This is a genomic window from Sphingomonas hylomeconis (assembly GCF_025370105.1).
Lineage (GTDB): Bacteria > Pseudomonadota > Alphaproteobacteria > Sphingomonadales > Sphingomonadaceae > Sphingomonas > Sphingomonas hylomeconis.
Map to the genome: position 1 here is coordinate 1 of NZ_JANQBK010000004.1, position 20917 is coordinate 20917.

Genomic DNA, 20917 nt, shown 5'->3' on the forward strand with positions numbered 1-20917 from the left:
GGCATCGCGCCGGGCGCCGCCGCCTGGGGCGCGATCGCCTCCCGCGCCGCGCCCGGCGCGACCGGCCACAGCAGCGCCGCGCGCAGCCCGATCCAGGCGGCCAGCACCGCGAGGAGAAAGCGCAGCGGCCGCCCCGCGCCGGTCACCGCAGCGTTTCCGCGACATCGTCCGGAAAGGTGTGAGCGGTCTTGTCCCAGCAGGGCGGGCGGCCCCGCAGCATGCCGACATAGCGGATCAGCGCGCGCTGCGCGGCGACCATGGCGATGAGATTGCCGACGAACATGCGCGGCACCGACCATGCCGCCTGGCGCTTGCCATAGGCCCGGCCGGTGAACAGCGCGCGCACGCCGAGCCGCCACAGCAACAGGCTGGCGTTCACGCCGAGCAACGTCGCCAGCGGCTCGGGCACGGGCGGGATGCCGACCCCGCTCACCCCGTGCAGCGCGGCGCTCAGCAGCCACAGCGTCGCGGCGAGATAGGCCGCGAGCAGCACCAGCACGGCGAGCGGCGCGCGGCGATCGCGCATCCGCATCCAGTGATCGCGCCAATCGAGCCCCCGGCTCCAGCCGGTGCGATCCCAGCCGGCCAGCGCGATGCCGATCATCCAGCGCGTCTTCTGCCGCATCGCCGCCTCTAGCGTGGCGGGGAAATAGGCGCGCACCGCGACCGGCGCGCCGCCGGCGCGTTCGGCGACGCGCACGAACGCGCCGGTGTCGCCCAGCGCGGCGATGCGCAGCCCGAGCTCGTAATCCTCGGTCAGGCTGATCGCATCGAACGGCGCCCCGGCGCGCGCCTGCGCGATCCGGCCGAGGCACTCGCGCGCGATCGCACAGCCGACCCCGGCCAGCGGCAGCCCGGCGCCGAGCGCCTGGCGCACGATCAGCGTCTTGCCATGGCTCTCGGCGAATTCGTCGGCATAATGGCCCGAGATGAGCCGCGCGCGCGGATCGACCAGCGGCAGCACGGGCAGCTGCACCACGCCGTACACGCCGATCAGCGCGTCGAAGATGCGCAGTTCGCCTTCATGCACGACATCCTCGGCATCGTGCAGCACCACCGCCTTGGTCCGCACGCCCTCCGCCACCTCGTCGCGCAGCAGCGCGCGCCAGATCGTGTTGAGGCACGCCGCCTTGGTGGTCGGCCCAGGCGCGCCGCCGATCACCAGCCGCACGCGCGCATCGTGCTCGGCGACGAGCGCCACCTGGCGGATCGTCGCCGGATCGTTGGGGTAGCAACCGACATAGATGCGGTAATCGGGATGATCGAAGCGCGCCAGCGCGGTGCGCAGCATCGCGCCGATCACCGCCGCTTCGTCCCACGCCGCGACGAACACGGCGATCCGCCCGGGCACCACGGCAACCGGGAAATCGGCCAGCGTGCGCGGCGCCGCGCGGCCCGACAGCCGCCGGCCGCGATGGCACAGATAGACCAGATCGATCGCGAGATCGTCCACTCCGCCGATCAGGAAGCCGATCGTCGCGAACAGCATCGCCTCGCGCACGACGAGATCGACGACGGCAATGCAGTCCCCCCAACCGCCCATCGCCAGCTCCCCCGAGTCGCGAACGGGGCATTGTTTCGGACGACGGCGGGTTCGGCAAGCACGGCGCGGGTGCGAACGCACTGGATTGGCGCAGGTAAAGCCACTAGCCTGCCGCTCAAGGGGACTGATCCATGAAGCTCGCATTGCGTGTGGCATTGCTCGCACTGGCCATCGCGCCGGTGGCGGCGTTCGGCGACAATTCACCGCAAGTGATCATGGCCACGCCCGGCATCGGCGGCGGCGCGATCGAGCGATTCACGACGCGGTTCAGCCAGCCGATGGTCGCGCTCGGCGATCCGCGCGCGACCGGCCCGTTCGACGTCACCTGCCCGGTCGCGGGCAAGGGCCGCTGGGTCGATCCGCAAACTTTCGTGCACGAATTCGACACGCCGCTGCCGGGCGGCACGGTGTGCGAGTTCAAGATCAAGGACGGGCTGAAGAGCGTGTCCGGCTATGCCGTCACCGGGCAGCAAAACTTCAAGGTCGATGCCGGCGGCCCGGTCGCGCGTGCGGTGCTGCCGGCGCAATATGACGGCGAGATCGAGGAGGACCAGGTGTTCCTGGTCGCCGCCAATCTGCCCGCGACGCGCGCCTCGATCGCCGCCAATGCATATTGCGCGGTCGACGGCGTGGGCGAGAAGATCGCCGTCGACGTGCTGCCCGCCGATCTGCCGGGCAAACTGCTGGGCGAACTCGGCACGACCCGCTGGAACGTGCGCAGTTTCCTGGAGAGCGGCGGTCTGCCGGCGACGATCCCGGCGACGGCCGCCGAGCGCAACGCCGCGCTCGCCGGCGTGACCGCGCTCAAATGCCGCCGCCCGCTGCCCGCCGGGCGCGAGATGGCCCTGGTGTGGGGCGCGAACATCGCCGGGGCAGGCGGCAAGATCGCCGGCGCCGATCAGCGCTTCGACTATACCGTGCGCAAGCCCTTCACCGCACGCTTCGAATGTTCGCGCGTCAACGCGCAGGCGGGCTGCTCGCCGGTCGAAAAGGCCTATGTCCGCTTCACCGCACCGATTGCGATGAGCGCCGCGCAGGCAATCAGCATCACCACGCCCGACGGCAAGACGATCGCGCCGCTGTTCAGCGACGAGGAGAAGAAGGCCGCGACGATCAGCAGCATCAGCTTTGCCGCGCCGTTGCCCGCCGCCACTGCCGCCAAGCTGACGATCCCGGCCGGGATCAAGGACGAGAGCGGCCGGCCGCTGGCCAATGGCGAGCGTTTCCCGCTCGACGTGCGGTTCGACGACGCCCCGCCGCTGGTGAAGTTCGCCGCCAATTTCGGCATCGTCGAGGCCAAGGAGGGCGGCGTGCTGCCGGTCACGGTGCGCAACGTCGAGGAAGCGCTGCAGGGCAACAATCTGGCGATCGATGGCCAGCGGCTGCGCGTCGACGGATCGGACGGCGAGGTCGCGCAGTGGCTGCGCACGGTCGAGAAAGCCGGCAACTATGCCAGCCACACGATCAAGCGCGGCGGCGAAGACGTGACGATCAACGATACCGGATCGAAGCCGATCCTCGGCGCCGGCGCCGCGGGTTCAGCGGGTGGCGGCAATGCCTTCAAGCTCGGCCTGCCGGGCAAGGGCAAGCAGTTCGAAGTGGTCGGCCTGCCGCTCGCCAAGCCCGGATTCTATGTCGTCGAGCTGGCCAGCCCGGTGCTCGGCCAGGCGTTGCTCGGGCGCCGGGCGCCGCGCTACGTCGCCTCGGCCGCGCTCGTCACCAACATGGCGGTGCATTTCAAATGGGGCCGCGAGCGCAGCCTGGCCTGGGTGACGTCGCTCGACAGCGGCAAGCCGGTCGCCAATGCCGAAGTCCGCGTGACCGACAGCTGTTCGGGCAAGCTGCTCGCACGCGGCGTGACCGACAAGGCCGGCGGCCTGTTCGTGCCGCCCGGCCTGCCCGAGGTGCAGACCTATGGCAGCTGCGACGAAGGCTCGACCACGCCGCCGCTGATGATTTCCGCGCGCGCCGGCGACGATTTCAGCTTCACGCTGACCAGCTGGAGCGACGGCATCCGGCCGTACGATTTCGATCTGCCCTATGGCTATGACGATCGCAGCGAGATCTTCCACACCGTGTTCGATCGCGCGCTGGTGCGCCAGGGCGAGACGATCCACATGAAGCATATCGTGCGCAAGCCGATGGGCGAGGGTTTCGCCCTGTCGCCCGCGTTCGACGGCACGCTGCGCCTGTCGCATCGCGGTTCGGACACGCAGTTCGATCTGCCGCTGAGCGTCGACGCCAACGGCATCGGCGAATCGAGCTGGGCCGCGCCGCAGGGCGCGCCGATGGGCGATTACGACGTGCAGGTGATCATCGGCAGCGGCGATACGGCGCGCACGATCTTCACCTCGCAGTCGTTCAAGGTCGACGAATACAAATTGCCGACGATGCGCGCCAGCGTCACCGGCCCCAAGGAAGCGGCGGTGCGCCCGAAATCGCTGCCGCTCGACCTGTTCGTCGGCTATCTCTCCGGCGGTGGCGCATCCAACCTCGCGGTCGATCTGCGCGTCGGCTATTTCGGGCGGACGAGCACGCCCGATGGCTATGAGGCCTATACGTTCGGCGGCGATGCGGTGGCCGAGGGCGTCAAGCCGCTCAACGGCGACGGCGAGGAAGACACCACCCCCCTGCCGCCGACCCAGACCTTGCCCGCCACGCTCGGCGGCGACGGCACGACGCGCACCACGATCGAGGTGCCGCAGGGCATCGACTCCAACGCCGACATGCTGGTCGAGATGGATTATCAGGATGCCAATGGCGAAGTGCTGACCGCCTCGCGCCGCATCCCGATCTTCACTTCGGGCGTGCAACTGGGCGTCAAGACCGACGGCTGGCTGATGAAGCAGGACGATCTGCGGCTGCGCTTCGTCGCGCTCGATACCGAGGGCAAGCCGCGCGCCAACCAGAAGATCTCGGTCGCGCTGTACAGCCGCCAGGTGCTGACCGCCAGGCGCCGGCTGATCGGTGGCTTCTATGCCTATGACAATCAGATGCGCACGACCAAGCTGGCCGGCAGTTGCACCGCTACGACCGACGCACAGGGGCTGGCGCAATGCGCGGTCGATCCCGGCGTGTCGGGCGAAGTCTATGCCGTCGCCACGACGGAGGACGCGAACGGCAACGTCGCGCGGGCGACGCGCAGTGTCTGGCTGGCGGGCGATGACGATTGGTGGTTCGGCGGCGACAATGGCGACCGGATGGACCTGGTGCCCGAACAGACCAGCTACAAGGCCGGGGAGACCGCGCGCTTCCAGGTGCGGATGCCGTTCCGCGATGCGACCGCGCTCGTCACGGTCGAGCGCGAAGGTGTGCTGTCGAGCTTCGTCACCGAACTGTCCGGCACCGATCCGGTCGTCGAGGTGAAGATGCCGGGCAGCTATGCGCCGGACGTGTTCGTGTCGGTGATGGCAGTGCGCGGCCGCGTGCAGAGCGGCTTCTGGAGCTGGATGACCAGCCTGGGCCAGAAGATCGGGCTGACCAGCGGCCCGCCGGTGAGCGAACCGACCGCCTTGGTCGATCTCGCCAAGCCGGCCTACCGCCTGGGCATCGCCAAGGTGAAGGTCGGCTGGGAAGCGCATCAGCTGCAGGTCGCGGTGAAGGCGGATAAGCAGCGTTATGCCGCGCGCGATACCGCGCAGGTCGATATCCAGGTGAAGGGGCCGGACGGCACGCCGGCGGCCAGTGCGGACGTCGCCTTCGCCGCGGTCGACGAAGCGCTGCTGCAGCTCGCGCCCAACGAGTCGTGGGATGTGCTGACGGCGATGATGGGCGAACGCGCGCTCTCCGTGCTGACCTCGACCGCGCAGATGCAGGTCGTCGGCAAGCGCCATTACGGGCGCAAGGCGGTCGAGGCCGGCGGTGGCGGCGGCGGCGATCTGTCCGGGCTCAACCGCGAGAATTTCCAGCCGGTATTGCTGTGGAAGGGCCGCGTCGCGCTCGATGCGCAAGGCCGCGCGCGCGTGCCGGTCGTGCTGTCGGATGCCTTGTCCTCGTTCAAGCTGGTGGCGATCGCCACCGATGGCGCGCAGCGCTTCGGCACCGGCATGGCCAGCGTGCGCACCGCGCAGGATCTGTCGATCTTCGCCGGCATGCCGACTTTGGTGCGCTCGGGCGATTATTATGCCGCGGGCTTCACGCTCCGGAACGGCTCGGACAAGCCGATGAAGGTGACCGCCAGCGTCGATCTGTTCCCCCGCATCGCGCAAGGGAAACCGCTGACCGTGACGATCCCGGCCGGCGGCGCCGCGCCGGTGGCGTGGAACCTGACCGCGCCGGACAAGGTCGCCAATCTGCGCTGGCAGGTGAAGGCGGTCGCCGACAATGGCAAAGCCAGCGACCAGATCACCGTCTCGCAGGACGTCATCCCGGCGATTCCGGTCGAGGTGTGGGCGGCGACGCTGACCCAGATCGGGCCGAACAGCACGATCCCGATCACGCGCCCGGCCGGCGCGCTGCCCGGCTGGGGCACGGTCGACATCCGGCTCGACGATACGCTCGCCCCGCCGCTCGCCGGGGTGCGCGCCTATATGGCGGCCTATCCCTACACCTGCTTCGAACAGCGCCTGTCGACCGCGGTGGCGCTGGGCGATGCTGGCGCGTGGACGCGGCTGACCGGCGAGATGCCAACCTACCAGGCATCGGACGGCCTGTTGCGCTACTGGCCGTCGGACAGCCTGACCGGATCGGAGGCGCTCACCGCCTATGTCCTGTCGCTGACCGCCGATGCCGGGCTGCCGATCCCGGAAGGGCCGCGCGGCCGCATGATCGAGGCGATGAAGGCGGTGATCGACGGCCGGCTGCGGCGCGAGGAATATGGCGACGTTCGGCTGCAGCGCGTCGCGGCGCTGGCGGCGCTCGCGCGGCAGGGCGCGGCGACGCCGGCCATGCTCGGCCAGATCGGCATCGCGCCGAACGAGATGCCGACCGCGACGCTGGCCGACTATATCGTCGCGCTGGATCGCATCGCCGGCCTCGCCAACGCGCAGGCGCTGAAGGCAGCGGCGGAGAGCACGTTGCGCACCCGCCTCGTCTATGAAGGCACGCGGCTCGATCTGTCCGACCAGAGCAGTGCCAGCTGGTGGCTGATGTCGTCGGGCGACGAGGCGGCGATCAAGTCGGTGATCGCCACCTTGGGCCGCCCCGGATGGCAGGACGATGCCCCGAAGATGATGGTCGGCGTGTCCCTGCGCCAGCAGCGTGGGCATTGGGACACGACCACCGCCAATGCGTGGGGCACGATCGCCGCGCGCAAATTCGCGGGGCTCTATCCGGCCAGTGCGATCCAGGGGCCGACGACGTTGTCGCTGGGCGCGCAGACGATCGTGAAGTCCTGGCCGCTGGCGACGGACCAGCGCCAGGCGAGCTTCGCGCTGCCCGCCGGCCAGACGCCGCTGCGCCTGTCGCAGGCGAGCGGGCTCGGCCCCTGGGCGATGATCGCGGTGTCCGCCGCGGTGCCGCTGCGGCAGCCGCTGTTCGCCGGCTACCGCATGACCAAGAAGGTCGATGTCGTGCAGGCGCGCAACGCCGGTACGCTGACGCGCGGCGACGTGCTCAAGGTGACGATCACGGTCGAGGCCTCGGCTGAGCGCAACTGGGTGGTGGTGAACGATCCGATTCCCGCGGGTGCCACGATCGTCGGCGATCTCGGCGGTCAATCGTCGATGCTCGCCGAGGTGACCGGCACGGACGGCGTGCAGCCAAGCTATGTCGAGCGCGGGCGCGAGGCATGGCGCGGCTATTTCGCCTGGGTGCCGCGCGGGTCGTTCACCGTGGCGTACACGATGCGGCTGAACGGCGCGGGCCGCTTCAGCCTGCCGCCGACGCGGGTCGAGGCGATGTATTCGCCGGCAATCCGGGCACAGGTCCCCAACGCGCCGGTGACGGTGGCGCAGCGGTGATACGTGGGTAGCATTCGGGGCCTTAGGAAACGTTTCGAAGCCTTAGTGAGAAGGCGCCACCCCGGCGAACGCCGGGGCCCAGTCGCGAAGGTCGATGTAGCCGGGGATAGCGCTCGGCCAATTGACGTTCCACGACTGGGCCCCGGCGTCTGCCGGGGTGGTATGGGAGGGAAGGTGACGCTTGGGGTACTGGCCGCTGCCATCCTCGCGTTCGCCGGCGTGGATTACGCCACGCTCCCCCCGCCGCTGCCAAGCTACGCGCAGACCCGCGCCGCGTGGCACCCGTCCGAATCCTGGCTCTACGATCGGCACGGCCGGCTGATCGATTCCGCGCGCGTCGATTTCGCCGCGCGCCGGCTCGCCTGGACGCCGCTCGACGCGGTCTCGCCGGTGACGCGGGAGACGATCGTCGCCGCCGAGGATCGCCGCTTCTATGGCCATGGCGGGGTCGACAGCCTTGCGCTGCTTGGCGCGCTGCGCGATCGGATCCGGGGGCGACGCCATCGCGGCGCGAGCACGCTCTCGATGCAGCTCGCCGGCTTTCTCGCGCCCGATCTCGCCGCGCCCGGCGCGCGTGGCTGGTGGGACAAGCTGCGCCAGATGCGCGCCGGCTGGGCGATCGAGCGCGGCTGGCGCAAGGACGAGATTCTCGAGGCCTATCTCAACCTCGCCGGGTTCCGCGGCGAGGCGCAAGGGATCGGCGCGGCAGCACTCGGCCTGTTCGGCAAGACGCCCGGCAGCCTGGCGCGGGACGACGCGGTGTTGCTCGCCGCATTGCTGCCCGAACCGCAGGCCCCGGCGCCACGCGTCGCGCGCCGCGCCTGTTCGCTGTCGGGCGCCAAGGATTGCGCGCGCTTCCCCGGCGCCGCGGCGTCGATGCTCGGCCCGGCACGCAGCCTTGCGCTCGATCCCGGCCTGGCGCCGCATCTCAGCCAGCGCTTACTGCTCAGGGCAGGGATGCGGGTCACCACGACGCTGGATGCGCGCGTCCAGCAGGCGGCGATCGTTGCGCTCAAGCGCCAGTTGCAGGGGCTGGGCGGCAGCCGCGCGCGCGACGGGGCGGTGGTGGTGGTCGACAATGCCAGCGGCGACGTGCTCGCCTATGTCGGCGGGATCGGCGGCAATTCGACCGCCGCGGCGGTGGACGGCGCGAACAGCTACCGCCAGGCCGGCTCGACGCTCAAACCGTTCCTCTATGCCCAGGCGATCGAGCGCGGTTATCTCACCCCCGCCTCGATCCTCGACGATTCGCCGGTGCAGCTCGACACCGCCTCGGGCCTGTACGTGCCGCAGAATTACGATCACGCGTTCAAGGGCCCGGTCTCGGCGCGCAGCGCCCTGGCCGGATCGCTCAACGTGCCCGCGGTGCGCACGCTCCTGCTCGTCGGGGTCGAGCCGTTTCGCGACCGGCTATGGGACAGCGGCTATCGCGGCCTCACCGAGGACGGGCAATATTACGGCTTCAGCCTGGCATTGGGCTCGGCCGAAGTGACCCTGCTCGAACAGGCCGATGCGTACCGCGCGCTGGCCAATGGCGGGCAATGGACGCCACTCAGGCTCACCGCCGACGCGCCCCGCCCGGCGGCGCGGCGCATCACCAGCGCGCAGGCCGCCTGGCTGGTGTCGGACATGATCGCCGATCCCGACGCCCGCGCGGCGACCTTCGGGATGGACAGCGCGCTGCGCCTGCCGTTCTGGGCGGCGGTGAAGACCGGCACGTCGAAGGCAATGCGCGACAATTGGTGCATCGGCTATTCCGATCGCTACACCGTCGGCGTGTGGGTCGGGAATCTCGAAGGCGATCCGATGCGCGCCGTCTCCGGCACCAGCGGCGCGGCGCCAGTGTGGCGCGATCTGATGCTCGCGCTGCACGGCGCGCGCGCGGGACAGGCGCCGCCGCGCCCCGAGGGGATCGAGCAGCGGCTGGTCAGCTTCGGCGACGGGATCGAACGGGCGCGACCGGAATATTTCCTCGCCGGCACCGGGCAAAGCCAGATCGCCGCCGCCCCCGCCGCCGCGCGTCGGCCGCGCATCGTCAATCCCGTGTCGGGCAGTGTCTATGCGCTCGACCCCGATATCCCGATCGAGCGCCAGCGGCTGGCGATCGGCGTCTCGGGCGCGGTCAGCGCGCACCGGCTGATGCTGGACGCTAAGAATCTCGGCGCCGCCGATGCGCATCCGCTGGTGCTGGCCGGCCCGGGCAAGCATCGGCTGCGGCTGATCGACCTGACCGGCCGGGTGATCGATCAGGTGATCTTCACGATTCGCTAGCGACGCGCCCGGTGCCGGACGCAAAAAGGCCCGGGCGTCGCCGCCCGGGCCAGTCTCTCTACCGGGAGCTTACCAGTAGAAGCTGCGGATCACATCCATCACGACGCCGCGCCGCACATCGACGAGCAGGACATCGTTGTAATGCCGCACCCAGCGCTGATTGTAGCCCGGATTGGGCAGGCGATAGCGCCACGGATCGTTGATGAAGTACCGCGATCCGTAATAGTTCGGCGCAATCCGGATGCCGCTGCGGAACTGCGTGTAGCGGAACGGCGCGTTCCAATTGCCGCGGGCATAGATGCTGCGGTTGGTGTTGCGATAGCCGCGCCAGTCGTTGCGGCCCCATTTGCGGTCGCGGTCACGGCGATCTTCGCGCAGTTCCTGGCGCGCATCGCGCACGTCGCGGCGTTCCTCGCGGATGTCGCGGCGGTCGCCGTTGCGATAGGCGCGGTTCAATTCGCGCTGTTCCTGCCGCAGATCCTGCCGGTCGCGGCGGACTTCGCGCTGCGACTGCGCGCTGGCCATGGCGGGGAACGCCATGCCCGCGATCAGCGCGGTGATGATCAGTTTACGCATCGTCAGTCTCCATTCGTTGCCCGGCGGCCTGTCGGCTACCGTCAATCACCCTTTTGCCAGGGTGCCACTGAACGATCGGCGAACGGGACGGTCAGCAAAATGAAAGGAGCGCTGGCCGGGCTTACGGCTCGGCGCGATCGCCGCCGCCTTGGCCACCCTGCCCGCCGATCGCGCCGACCGTGCCGATATTACCGAACAGTTCGTCGAAGAAGCCACGCTTGCGGCCCAGCGTCGGCGTGCTCTTGTTCGATGGGCTGATCGAGGCGACCTGCGTCTGATCGCCCTTGGCGATTCCCGTCACCGTGCCGCGCGGATCGAAGCTGATGCGGATCGTCGTCTGATCGCGCACCTTGGGGTTGTTGTAGGCGAAATTGCGCGCATCGCGCGAAATATAATACCAGTCGCCCTCGTTGAACTGGCTGGTAAAGCTCGGCTTGCCCAGCACCTGCAGCACCGAGGTGCGGTTATCCACGCCCGGCTGCACCGAATTCACCAGATCGGCGTCGATGATATAGCCCTGGTGCGACTTGAGCGGGGTGCACGCCCCGGCGGCGACGCAGGCCAGGCCAAGGGCCGCGGTCGTCATCAACCGGTTCAGATATACGCTCATCACATTCTCCAGAGGGCAGTCGTCGGGGCCGCCCGCCCCATAGCCATACTGCCCATGCATTGCATCACGCGCCGTTCGCCTCAATATGCCGAGCTTCATGGCCAAACAAGGGCCGTGCGGGAGCGGGCATGGGTTGGCTGGGAAGACTGTTTGGCGAAAAGCGCGACGAGGCGTTGCCGTTATACACGGCGATCGTCGCGCGCGCGCGGCAACCGCACTGGTATCTGGACGGCGAAGTGCCCGATACGATCGACGGCCGATTCGACATGATCGCCTGTATTCTGGGCTTTGTCGTGCTGCGGCTGGAACAGGAGGCGGCCGGCGCGCCGCTCAGCGCGGTGCTGACCGAACGCTTCGTCGACGACATGGACGGGCAGTTGCGCGAACAGGGCGTGGGCGACGTCGTGGTCGGCAAGCATATCGGCAAGATGATGGGGATGCTGGGCGGGCGACTCGGCGCCTATCGCGAGGGGCTGGCGGGCGACGGGATCGATTCCGCGCTGGTGCGCAACCTCTACCGCGGCGCGGCGCCGGCGCCGGCCGCGCTGGCGCATGTCCGCGACGGCCTGCTCGACTTCCGCACGCGGCTCGCCGCAACGCCGATCGCCGCCCTGGCCGAAGGACAGCTACCGTGACCCAACCCGAATTCTCCCGCCTGCAGCGCCGCGACACGATCGGCTCGACCGAACATAGCGTGTCGATCAGCGCGACCGAGGAAGAGCGCGCCGCGCTCGCCACGCGGTTCGGCCTCGTCGCGCTCGAATCGCTCGAGGCAACGTTGCGCATCCGCACCGAGGCCGCCGGCATCGTCGCGCGCGGCACCGTCACTGCCGCCGTGGTGCAGGCCTGTTCGGTCACCGACGAGCCGCTCAAGGTGCGCGTCAATGAGGACATTGCGGTCCGCTTCATCGAGGAACAGGCGGTCGACGAAGAGGAGATCGAGCTGTCCGAGGATGCGCTCGACACGATGTTCTATTCGGGCGGCGGGATCGATCTCGGCGAGGCGGCGGCGGAGACGGTCGCGCTGGCGCTCGATCCGTTCCTGCGCGGGCCCAACGCCGCGCGCGTGCTCAAGGCGGCCGGCGTGATCGGCGAGGACGAGGTGAGACCGGCCGGCGCGCTCGCCGGGCTGAAGGACCTGCTCGCCAAGAAATGAGCGGCGCGATGCGTCGCGTGCAACCGCATCGCCGGCGCGCGCAATTGTCGCGGCCGGCGTTTGCCGCTTGAAGGCGCGGCGGCGGGCGACGGGACCGCGGCGAGCGGAAAGACCAGGACCATGACCAGCGTGACCAAGGCCGTGGGCGGCGCCGTGCAGCTGATCGACATGATCTTCCCCGGTGATACCAACCATCACGGCACCTTGTTCGGCGGCGTCGCGCTGGCGCATATGGACAAGGTCGCGTTCCTCGCCGCCGCGCGCCACGGCCGGGCGCCGTTCGTCACCGCCGCGTGCGAGCGGATCGATTTCACCGCGCCGGCGCGGCTCGGCGAGCTGATCGAGGCGACCGGGCGGATCGTGCGCGTCGGCAACAGCTCGGTCGATGTCGAGGTCGAGCTGGTCGCCGAGGAACTGACCAGCGGCGAGCGCCGCCTGTGCACGCGCGGCCTGTTCGCGATGGTCGCGGTCAAGGGGCCCGACACGCGGCTGCCGCTGCCGCCGATCGAGTCCGCGGTGAAGGATGCAGACGACGATGCGCTGCACATGGCGGACATCGTGTTCCCGTCGCAGACCAATCATTACGGCACGCTCTATGGCGGTGACGCGCTCAAGATGCTCGGGCGCGCGGCGTTCATCGCCGCGACACGCCACGCCCGCGCGGTGATGGTGATGGCCGCCTCCGACCGGATCGATTTCCGCGCCCCGATCCGCGAGGGCGAGATGACCGAGTGCATCGCCCGCGTGCGCATGACCGGGCGCAGTTCCGTCTCGATCCTGGTCGATCTCCACGCCGAGAACCTGCTCACCGGCCGCCGCGATCATGCCGCGACGGCGACGTTCACGATGGTCGCGGTGGATCCGGACGGCCGCTCGCTCCCGCATGGGGCGAGCGCGCTGCGGCGTTGAGCGCCGCGCATCACAGGGTGTGGAAAACTTGGTCGGGGCGACAGGATTCGAACCTGCGACCCCCACACCCCCAGTGTGATGCGCTACCAGGCTGCGCTACGCCCCGACCGAGGGCGGGCGTGTATGCCGAGCGGCGGCAGGATGCAAGCGCCGCGATTTGCGCACGGCCCGTCCGCCAACCGTTTGTTGCGCCCCTGCCATGTTGATGATAGCGCGCGGCGCTTGAGCGTGGGGCAGCCTCACGCGCGTCCATTCAGGTAGCCGCATGTTGATTCCCCAAGCCTTTGCCCAGACCACGGGCGCCGCAGCCGGCGCCGGCCCGCTCGGCATGTTCGCCAGCATCGCCCCGCTGCTGCTCGTCTTCGTCGTCTTCTACTTCCTGATGATCCGCCCGCAGCAGCGCCGCATGAAGGCGATGCAGGCCGCGGTGAATGCGGTGAAGAAGGGCGATTCGGTCGTCACGGCGGGCGGCATCCTCGGCCGCGTGACCAAGGTCGAGGACACGATCGTCGAGATCGAGATCGCGCCGAACACGCGCGTCCGCGTGGTCAAGGCGACGCTGACCGACGTGACCGGCGCCGGCACGGCCAAGCCCGCGAACGACTGACGCCACGATGCTCGATTTCCCGCGCTGGAAAGTACTCTCGATCCTCGGGTTCCTGGCGGCGCTGATGCTGCTGGCGGTGCCGAGCTTCCTGCCCGAATCCACCACCGCGAAATGGGGCAGTTTCCCCCATCCGCGGATCAATCTCGGGCTCGATCTCGCCGGCGGCTCCTATCTGCTGCTCGAGGCGGATACCAAGGACGTCGCGCAGACGCGGCTCGATGCGATGCGCGACCGTGTGGTCACCGAGCTGCGCCGCGGCGCCCCCCGGATCGAGACCGGCGACGTTTCCGAACGCGACGGCAAGTTGAGCTTCATGCTGCGCGATTCCACGCAGGTCGATGCGGCGCGCGAGAAACTGCTCGAGATCGCCGGCAGCGGCGTCGGCATGACCGGGCAGCGCGAATGGGACATCCAGGTCGTCGATGGCTCGCGCTTCGTGATGACGCCGAGCGAGGCAGGCCTGAAGGCCGCGATCAAGACCGCGGTCGACGATGCCACCGAAGTGGTGCGCACGCGCATCGATCAGCTCGGCACGCGCGAGCCGACGATCGTCCGCCAGGGCGATACGCGCATCGTCGTGCAGGTGCCGGGGCTGCAGAACCCGCAGGCGCTGAAGGATCTGCTCGGCAAGACCGCCAAGCTCGAATTCAAGCTGGTCGACACCACCGCCACCGATCCCGCGGCCTTGGCCAAGGGCCAGGCGCCGATCGGCAGCCAGGTGCTGCAATATCAGGAGGGCGGCCAGCCGATCGCGGTCAAGCGCTCGGCGATTATCAGCGGTGATCAGCTGACCGATGCGCGCCAGGGCTTCTCGCCGCAGGGCAACGAGCCGCAGGTGGTGATCACCTTCAACAGCGAGGGCGGCCGCCGCTTCGCCCGCGTCACGCAGGAAAACGTCGGCAAGCCGTTCGCCATCATCCTCGACAACAAGGTGATCTCCGCGCCGAACATCAACGAGGCGATCCTCGGCGGCACGGCGAGCATCTCGGGCAGCTTCACGGTCGATTCGGCCAACCAGCTGGCGATCGCCTTGCGCTCGGGCAAATTGCCCGTGCCGCTGAAGGTGATCGAGGAATCGACCGTCGGGCCGGATCTCGGCGCGGATTCGATCCGCGCAGGGATTCTCGCCTCGGTCATCGCCGTCACCGCGGTGATCATCTTCATGTTCCTGACCTATGGCCGGTTCGGCGCCTATGCCAATCTCGCCGTGGTCATCAACGTGGTGGTGATCGTCGGCGTGCTGGCGCTGCTCAACGGCACCTTGACCCTGCCCGGCATCGCCGGCTTCGTGCTGACGATCGGCACCGCGGTCGACGCCAACGTGCTGATCAACGAGCGTATCCGCGAGGAACGACGGCGCGGGCGCAACGTCGTCCAGGCGGTCGAGCTGGGTTACAAGGAAGCGAGCCGGACGATCTTCGAGGCGAACGTGACGCATGCCATTTCCGGCGTGATCATGCTCGTCTTGGGCTCGGGCCCGGTCAAGGGCTTCGCGGTCGTGCTGCTGATCGGCATCGCCACCTCGGTGTTCACCGCCGTCGTGTTCACGCGCATGCTCATCGCTCTGTGGCTGCGGAAGAACCGCCCCACCGACATCAACATTTGATCGGCGAAGACACATGCGCCTGCTGAAAATCGTCCCCGACAACACCAACCTGCCGTTCGTATCCTTACGCAAATGGGCGTTCGCGCTGACCATGGCGCTGAGCCTTGCCTCGGTCGGGCTGGTCTGGGCCAAGGGTCTCAATTTCGGCGTCGATTTCGTCGGCGGCCTGATGATCGAGGAAAAGTTCACCACCGCCCCCAACGTCGATCAGCTGCGCCAGACGATCGATCGCCTCGGCGTCGGCGATGCGCAGCTGCAGCCGTTCGGAGACGGCAAGACGATGACGATCCGCCTGCCGGTGGTGGAAAGCGCCGACGAAGGCGCGACCAACGCGGTGGTGCGCAAGGTCGAGGCGGCGGTCGGGCAGGCCTTCCCGGGCGCGACCTTCTCGCGCTATTCGACCGTCTCGGGCAAGGTTTCGGACGAACTGATCCGCAACGGCATCCTCGCCGTCGTGCTCGCGGTGCTCGGTATCGGCCTGTTCGCCGTCGTGCGCTTCGAATGGCAGTTCGGCGTGTCGACCGTCGTCGCGATCGTCCACGATTTGCTCATGACGCTCGGTTTCTTCGCGCTGACGCAGTTCGAATTCGACCTCAACATCGTCGCGGCGGTGCTGACGATCATCGGCTATTCGATCAACGACAAGATCGTCATCGATGACCGCATTCGCGAGAATATGCGCCGCTATCGCAAGATGGACATGGCCGGGATCGTCGATCTCTCGGTCAACGAAACCCTTCCACGAACCGTGATGACCTCGCTGACCATCCTGCTCGCCTTGTTCGCCCTGCTGTTCCTCGGCGGCCATGTGCTGCGCGGCTTCACCGCGGCGATGATCCTGGGCATCTTCGTCGGCACCTATTCGTCGATCTACGTGTCGTCCTCGCTGCTGATCACGCTCGGCCTGCGCGCCAATCCGGATGCGCCGGACAAGCCGGAGCGCGGGACAAGCGGCGCCGAGCGGGTCGGCCCCAAGGGCTGATCCGCGCATGCGCATGGACAAGCCGAAGACCGATGGCCCGATCATCGCCGGCTTTTCCGCCGGCGGGTTCAAGGTCGATGACGGCGTCTATCGTGCGCTGCTGATCACGCCGCAGCGCGCCGACGGCTGGGCGCCGCCGCCGCTGGCCGCGCTGACCGCAGACGATCTCGCGCCGATTCTGGCGCTCGATCCGCCGCCCGAATTCGTCTTGATCGGCACCGGGCCGGCGATGGTCCGCCCCGCGCCCAAACTGATCCGCGCGATCGAGGCATTGGGCTTCGGAGTCGAGGCGATGGACAGCCGCGCCGCGGCGCGCGCCTGGGCGGTGCTGCGCGGCGAAGGGCGCTGGATCGCCGCCGCGCTCTACCCGCTCGACTGAGCCTCGACTCGCGTCAATTCCCGGTTACACTCTTCCCCCAAGACCATCAGAGTCGGGGGAGAAATCGATGAAACTGCTCGTCACCGCCTTGGCCACGTCGCTGGCCGTTCCCGCCGCCGCGCAAGTCCCCGGCCCGGCGCCGGCTCCGGACTATACGCAGGATGCCAGCTGGCTGTGCCGCCCCGACCGCGCCGATGCCTGCGCGTCGAACCAGGACGTCACGGTGATCCGCGCCGACGGCAAGCGCAAGATCGAGAAGCTCCGCCCCGATCCGCAGATCTCGTTCGACTGTTTCTACGTCTATCCCACCGTGTCGTTCGATCCCACGCCGAACAGCGACATGAATGCCGGCCCCGAGGAGCAAGGCGTGGCCAGCGCGCAGGCGGCGCGCTTCCGCCAGCATTGCCGCGTCTTTGCGCCGCTCTACCGTCAGGTCACATTGACCGCGCTGCGCACCGCGATGACCGGGGCGACGGTGACGATGGACCGCGAACTGCCCTATGCCGATGTGAAGGCGGCCTGGGCCGATTATCTCGCGCGCGACAATAAGGGGCGCGGCGTGGTGCTGATCGGGCACAGCCAGGGTTCGGGCATCCTCAAGCGGCTGATCGCCGAGCAGATCGAGAACACGCCGGTGCAGCGCCGGATCGTCTCGGCGATGCTGCTCGGCACCAATGTCGCGGTGCCGGCCGGCCAGGATGTCGGCGGCGATTTCAAGCGCATGCCTTTGTGCCGCAAGGACGGGCAGTTCGGCTGCATCGTCTCCTATGTCACGTTCCGCGCCGATTCGCCGCCGCCCGCCAACAGCCGCTTCGGCAAGGTGCCAGGCGCGGGGCAGGTCGCCGCCTGCACCAATCCCGCGGCGCTCGCCGGCGGCAAGGCGGTGACCGACGCGATCCTCGGCGCCAAGAGCGCCGGCACCGGCTCCGCTGCGATGGGTCCGTGGAGCAAGGACGGCGCGCCGGTCACCACCGGCTTCGTCAAGGTACCGGGGCTGATCTCGGCGGAATGTGTGTCGCAGGGCGGCTTCGACTATCTGGCGGTGACGGTGAACGCCGATCCGGCCGATCCGCGCACCGACACGATCGTCGGCGATGTCGCGATCGGGCCGGCGATCCTCAAGGATTGGGGGCTGCACCTGATCGACATGTCGGTCGCGATGGGCGACCTCGTCGAACTGGCCGATCGCCAGGCGACCGAATGGCGCGGCATCAGCTGGACGAAGAAGAAGCGCTGACCAGCCCGGCGAGGTGATCGTACAGCGCGGCGCGATTGGCCTCCCAGGTGAAGCCGAGCGCCGCCTGCCGCGTATCGTGCGGCGCCGGCGGTGCGGCGAGCAGATCGGCGATCGCGGCGCGGAACGCGTCGGCATCGCGCGCGACGATCCGGCCGGCCGCCGCGCTGCGCACCACATCGCCGGCGCCGCCCGCCGCGGTGATCACGATCGGCGTGCCGCACGCCAGCGCCTCGACCCAGGCATTGGCCAGCCCCTCGGAGGCGGAGGCCAGCGCCATCACGTCGGCGGCGGCGAGCAGGGCGGGCATCGCGCCATGCGGCACGGCTCCCAGCAGCCGGACGCGATCGCCCACGCCCAACGCCGCGATCGCTGCGGTCAAGGCGGCGCGCTCTGGCCCCTCCCCGGCGATCAGCAGCGAGACGCCGGGCAGCGCGGCGACCGCGCGCAGCACGATGTCATGCCCCTTGCGCGGGATCAGCGCGCCGAGCGAGACGATGAGCGGCCCGGTCACGCCCAGCGCCGCCTTCAGCGCCGTCCGGTCGCCGGGCGCGAAGCGCGCGAGATCGACGCCCGTATGGTGCACGCGGATCCGCGCGGCGGGCATGCCGAGCGCGACCATATCCGCCTTTAGCGCGTCGCTCACCGCCAGCAGCCCGTCCGCCTGCCGGCCGGCCGTCACGACCTGCGCGGCAGTGGCCGGGGCGCTGCCCCAATGATGGATGTCCGCGCCGCGCGCCTTGATCGACACCGGCACGCCGAAATGCCGGCCGAGCGCGACCGCCGCCGGCCCGTCGGGAAAGAAGAATTCGGCATCGATCACGTCGAACGGAAAGTCGCGGCGCAGCACGGTGAGCAGCGGAATCAGCCGGCGGATCAGCGCGGGCACGTGAAAGCGGCCCTGCGTCGCAGGCAGGGTGGTGAAGCGCGGCCGCCAGGTATCGACGCCCTGCCAGGTCTCGCGCGGCGGCAGCGCGGCGAGCGCGGCATAATGCGCGTGGCGCGACAGCGGCCAGGGCGGCAGGCCGATCGGCGCGACGACGCGCAAATCCACATCGGGATGCGCCGCCAGCCCCAGTGTCTGCCGCGCGACGAACACGCCGAAATTGGGGCGCGAGGCATCGGGATAGAGGGAGGCCAGGGTGAGGACGCGGAGCATCGGGCCGGCCTAGCAGCGGAAGGTTACGATGGCCTTCCCAATCCCGCCCTCCCCCGGGGCATCCGGGCAAGGGCAGCGCGATCAGATCCGCGTCGTCCCCGGATAGGCGAACAGCAGGTCGCTCCCCGTCTCCGCGCTGACGTGCGTCGTGCCGGTGAACTGCAGGCATTCGCCCGCCTGCCACGCCACGCCGTCCGCCGTGCCCGCGCCGGTGATCGGCACGAACCAACCCGGCACGCCGTCGGGCAGCGTCACCACGCGCTGGCCAGCCGGCCAGCGTTCGAGCACGAATTTCGGCCCCTCGACCAGCAGGATGCGGTCGTCCGCGACGCGCCCGGGCGCCGGCGGCGCGACATAGGGCACGGGATCCGCGACCGCGACGCCGTCATCGAGATGCAGTTCGCGGTCGCTGCCATAATCGTACAGCCGGTAGGTCGTATCCGAATTCTGCTGCACCTCGATCACCGTGATCCCGGCGCCGATCGCATGCACCGTGCCGCTCGCAGAATAGAAGAAATCGCCCGCCTTGACCGGCTTCCAGGCGAGCAACTGCTCGATCGTGCCGTCCTCGGAGGCGGCGCGCAGCGTCTCCTTGCTGAGCGGCTCGAGCGTGCCGATCGCGATCGTCGCGCCCGGCTCGGCGGCCAGCACCACCCAGCATTCGTCCTTGCCGCGCGGCAGGCCGCGCGCGCGCGCCTGTTCGTCATCGGGATGAACCTGGACCGAGAGCTTTTCCGAGGTGAACAGATATTTGATCAGCAGATCGGGTTTGCCGGCATCCGGCGTCTGGAACCACACTTCGCCGATCTTCTCGGCCTCGGGCGCCGGATCGGCGAAACCCGGCCACAGCTGGTGCCGGCCCCACGGCTTTTCGACGCGACGCGTGGTAAGCAGGCTGGCGGTCATGTCGGGTCGCTCCTCGGGGTAATATTACAGGCGTGCAACGCACCATATCCGTGCAGGCTCCGCCGCGCAGCCCTGCCGCGCCCGCCACGCGAAAAACATTGTGAGCCACGGCTTCCGTGCGTTATGGAACCGGCCATGCGTAACCCCCTGCCCCGCCAGCTCTCCCGCCCGATCGCGCTTGCGGTCATCGCCGCGCTTGCCGCGACCACCGCCGGGTGCGCCCGCAACACCGCGAAGAACGACGTCCCCTATGTCGCGCGCGACGTCGGCACGCTGTATTCGGCCGCCAAGGGCCGGCTCGATCAGCGGCGCTACAAGGAAGCGGCGGCCTTGTTCGACGAAGTCGAGCGCCAGCATCCCTATTCGGTATGGGCGCGCCGCGCACAGCTGATGAGCGCGTTCAGCAATTATCTCGGCCGCGACTATACCAGCTCGATCCAGTCCTCGCAGCGCTTCCTGCAGGTCCATCCCGGCAACCGCGACGCACCTTACGCTTATTACCTGATCGCTCTGGGCTATTACGAGCAGATCAGCGACGTGACGCGCGATCAGAAGATCACGCAGCAGGCGCTCGATTCGCTCGGCGAACTGGTCCGCCGCTATCCCAACACGCGCTACGCCTCCGATGCGCGGCTCAAGATCGATCTGGTCCGCGATCATCTGGCCGGCAAGGAGATGGAAATCGGCCGCTGGTACGAGACGCGCGGCCAGTGGCTTGCCGCGACGATGCGCTTCCGCCGCGTGGTCGACGATTTCCAGACCACCACGCACACGCCCGAAGCGCTGATGCGCCTGACCGAGACCTATCTCGCTTTGGGCGTGCCGGACGAGGCCAAGAAGTCCGCCGCGGTGCTCGGCGCCAACTATCCGGGCAGCGACTGGTACGAGCGTGCCTATAAGCTGGTGAACGACAATCCCGCCAAGGCGCTTGCCGCGGTCCCGCCGGGCCAGCCGATCGTGCCGGTGATGACCACCCCCAGCGTCGATCAGCCGACCCGCCCCGGCAGCGACGCGATCGCGCCGAAGGACGAGGGCCGCACCGCGCCCACCGGTGCCAGCCCCAACGGCGGCTGACCCGG

At 69.1% G+C, this 20917-nt stretch carries 16 protein-coding genes and 1 tRNA gene; 11 read left to right on the forward strand and 6 right to left on the reverse strand.

All coding sequences use genetic code 11. The features are described 5' to 3' along the window. Nucleotides 1–142 precede the first annotated feature (142 nt). Nucleotides 143–1543 (reverse strand): glycosyl transferase family protein, encoded by a 1401-nt coding sequence (locus NV401_RS06465; protein WP_261293591.1) that lies wholly within the window; start codon nucleotides 1541–1543, stop codon nucleotides 143–145. Nucleotides 1544–1674: 131 nt separating this feature from the next. Between NV401_RS06465 and NV401_RS06470 the strand changes: the two genes are divergently transcribed. Continuing rightward, nucleotides 1675–7443, forward strand: a complete 5769-nt coding sequence (locus NV401_RS06470; protein ID WP_261293592.1) for an alpha-2-macroglobulin family protein — start codon at nucleotides 1675–1677, stop codon at nucleotides 7441–7443. Nucleotides 7444–7605: 162 nt separating this feature from the next. After that, nucleotides 7606–9714: a penicillin-binding protein 1C gene (gene pbpC, locus NV401_RS06475; protein WP_261293593.1), complete on the forward strand. Its 2109-nt coding sequence runs from the start codon at nucleotides 7606–7608 to the stop codon at nucleotides 9712–9714. Nucleotides 9715–9783: 69 nt separating this feature from the next. Here the strand turns inward: pbpC and NV401_RS06480 are convergent, their stop codons facing one another. Further along, nucleotides 9784–10290 (reverse strand): RcnB family protein, encoded by a 507-nt coding sequence (locus NV401_RS06480; protein ID WP_261293594.1) that lies wholly within the window; start codon nucleotides 10288–10290, stop codon nucleotides 9784–9786. Between the two features lie 121 nt (nucleotides 10291–10411). After that, entirely contained in the window at nucleotides 10412–10900 is a 489-nt protein-coding gene (locus tag NV401_RS06485) for an outer membrane protein assembly factor BamE (protein WP_261293595.1), read from the reverse strand. 128 nt (nucleotides 10901–11028) lie between these two features. On the opposite strand from NV401_RS06485, the gene NV401_RS06490 reads away from it, so the two are divergent. The 3 genes from NV401_RS06490 (at nucleotide 11029) to NV401_RS06500 (ending at nucleotide 12965) form a co-directional block, all read left to right on the forward strand. Beyond that, entirely contained in the window at nucleotides 11029–11535 is a 507-nt protein-coding gene (locus NV401_RS06490; protein ID WP_261293596.1) for a ubiquinol-cytochrome C chaperone family protein, read from the forward strand. Then, on the forward strand, nucleotides 11532–12056 hold the full coding sequence (locus NV401_RS06495) for a YceD family protein (protein WP_261293597.1): 525 nt from the start codon (nucleotides 11532–11534) through the stop codon (nucleotides 12054–12056). Before NV401_RS06490 ends, NV401_RS06495 begins: the two co-directional genes overlap by 4 nt. A 120-nt stretch (nucleotides 12057–12176) precedes the next feature. Beyond that, nucleotides 12177–12965, forward strand: a complete 789-nt coding sequence (locus NV401_RS06500) for an acyl-CoA thioesterase (RefSeq protein WP_261293598.1) — start codon at nucleotides 12177–12179, stop codon at nucleotides 12963–12965. A gap of 29 nt (nucleotides 12966–12994) precedes the next feature. Here NV401_RS06500 and NV401_RS06505 read toward each other — a convergent pair. After that, a tRNA-Pro gene (locus tag NV401_RS06505) sits at nucleotides 12995–13071 on the reverse strand. A gap of 159 nt (nucleotides 13072–13230) precedes the next feature. On the opposite strand from NV401_RS06505, the gene yajC reads away from it, so the two are divergent. The 5 genes from yajC (at nucleotide 13231) to NV401_RS06530 (ending at nucleotide 17776) form a co-directional block, all read left to right on the forward strand. Next, on the forward strand, nucleotides 13231–13572 hold the full coding sequence (gene yajC, locus NV401_RS06510; RefSeq protein ID WP_261293599.1) for a preprotein translocase subunit YajC: 342 nt from the start codon (nucleotides 13231–13233) through the stop codon (nucleotides 13570–13572). 7 nt (nucleotides 13573–13579) lie between these two features. Next, nucleotides 13580–15178, forward strand: coding sequence for a protein translocase subunit SecD (secD, locus tag NV401_RS06515; RefSeq protein WP_261293600.1), 1599 nt, complete (start codon nucleotides 13580–13582; stop codon nucleotides 15176–15178). 13 nt (nucleotides 15179–15191) lie between these two features. Further along, nucleotides 15192–16160, forward strand: a complete 969-nt coding sequence (secF, locus tag NV401_RS06520; protein ID WP_261293601.1) for a protein translocase subunit SecF — start codon at nucleotides 15192–15194, stop codon at nucleotides 16158–16160. Between the two features lie 7 nt (nucleotides 16161–16167). Then, nucleotides 16168–16539, forward strand: a complete 372-nt coding sequence (locus NV401_RS06525; RefSeq protein ID WP_261293602.1) for an Mth938-like domain-containing protein — start codon at nucleotides 16168–16170, stop codon at nucleotides 16537–16539. A 67-nt stretch (nucleotides 16540–16606) separates the two neighbouring features. After that, on the forward strand, nucleotides 16607–17776 hold the full coding sequence (locus NV401_RS06530; RefSeq protein ID WP_261293603.1) for a DUF3089 domain-containing protein: 1170 nt from the start codon (nucleotides 16607–16609) through the stop codon (nucleotides 17774–17776). Here NV401_RS06530 and NV401_RS06535 read toward each other — a convergent pair. Together NV401_RS06535 and NV401_RS06540 are read right to left on the reverse strand one after the other, a co-directional pair. Then, a complete protein-coding gene (locus NV401_RS06535; protein ID WP_261293604.1) occupies nucleotides 17751–18932 on the reverse strand; it encodes a glycosyltransferase in 1182 nt (393 codons plus the stop codon). The two genes, NV401_RS06530 and NV401_RS06535, sit on opposite strands and share 26 nt — an antisense overlap. 81 nt (nucleotides 18933–19013) lie before the next feature. After that, nucleotides 19014–19838 carry a class I mannose-6-phosphate isomerase gene (locus NV401_RS06540; protein WP_261293605.1) on the reverse strand — a complete coding sequence of 275 codons (825 nt, stop codon included), beginning with the start codon at nucleotides 19836–19838 and terminating at the stop codon, nucleotides 19014–19016. A 135-nt stretch (nucleotides 19839–19973) separates the two neighbouring features. On the opposite strand from NV401_RS06540, the gene NV401_RS06545 reads away from it, so the two are divergent. Next, nucleotides 19974–20912 carry an outer membrane protein assembly factor BamD gene (locus NV401_RS06545; protein ID WP_261293606.1) on the forward strand — a complete coding sequence of 313 codons (939 nt, stop codon included), beginning with the start codon at nucleotides 19974–19976 and terminating at the stop codon, nucleotides 20910–20912. Nucleotides 20913–20917 lie beyond the last annotated feature (5 nt).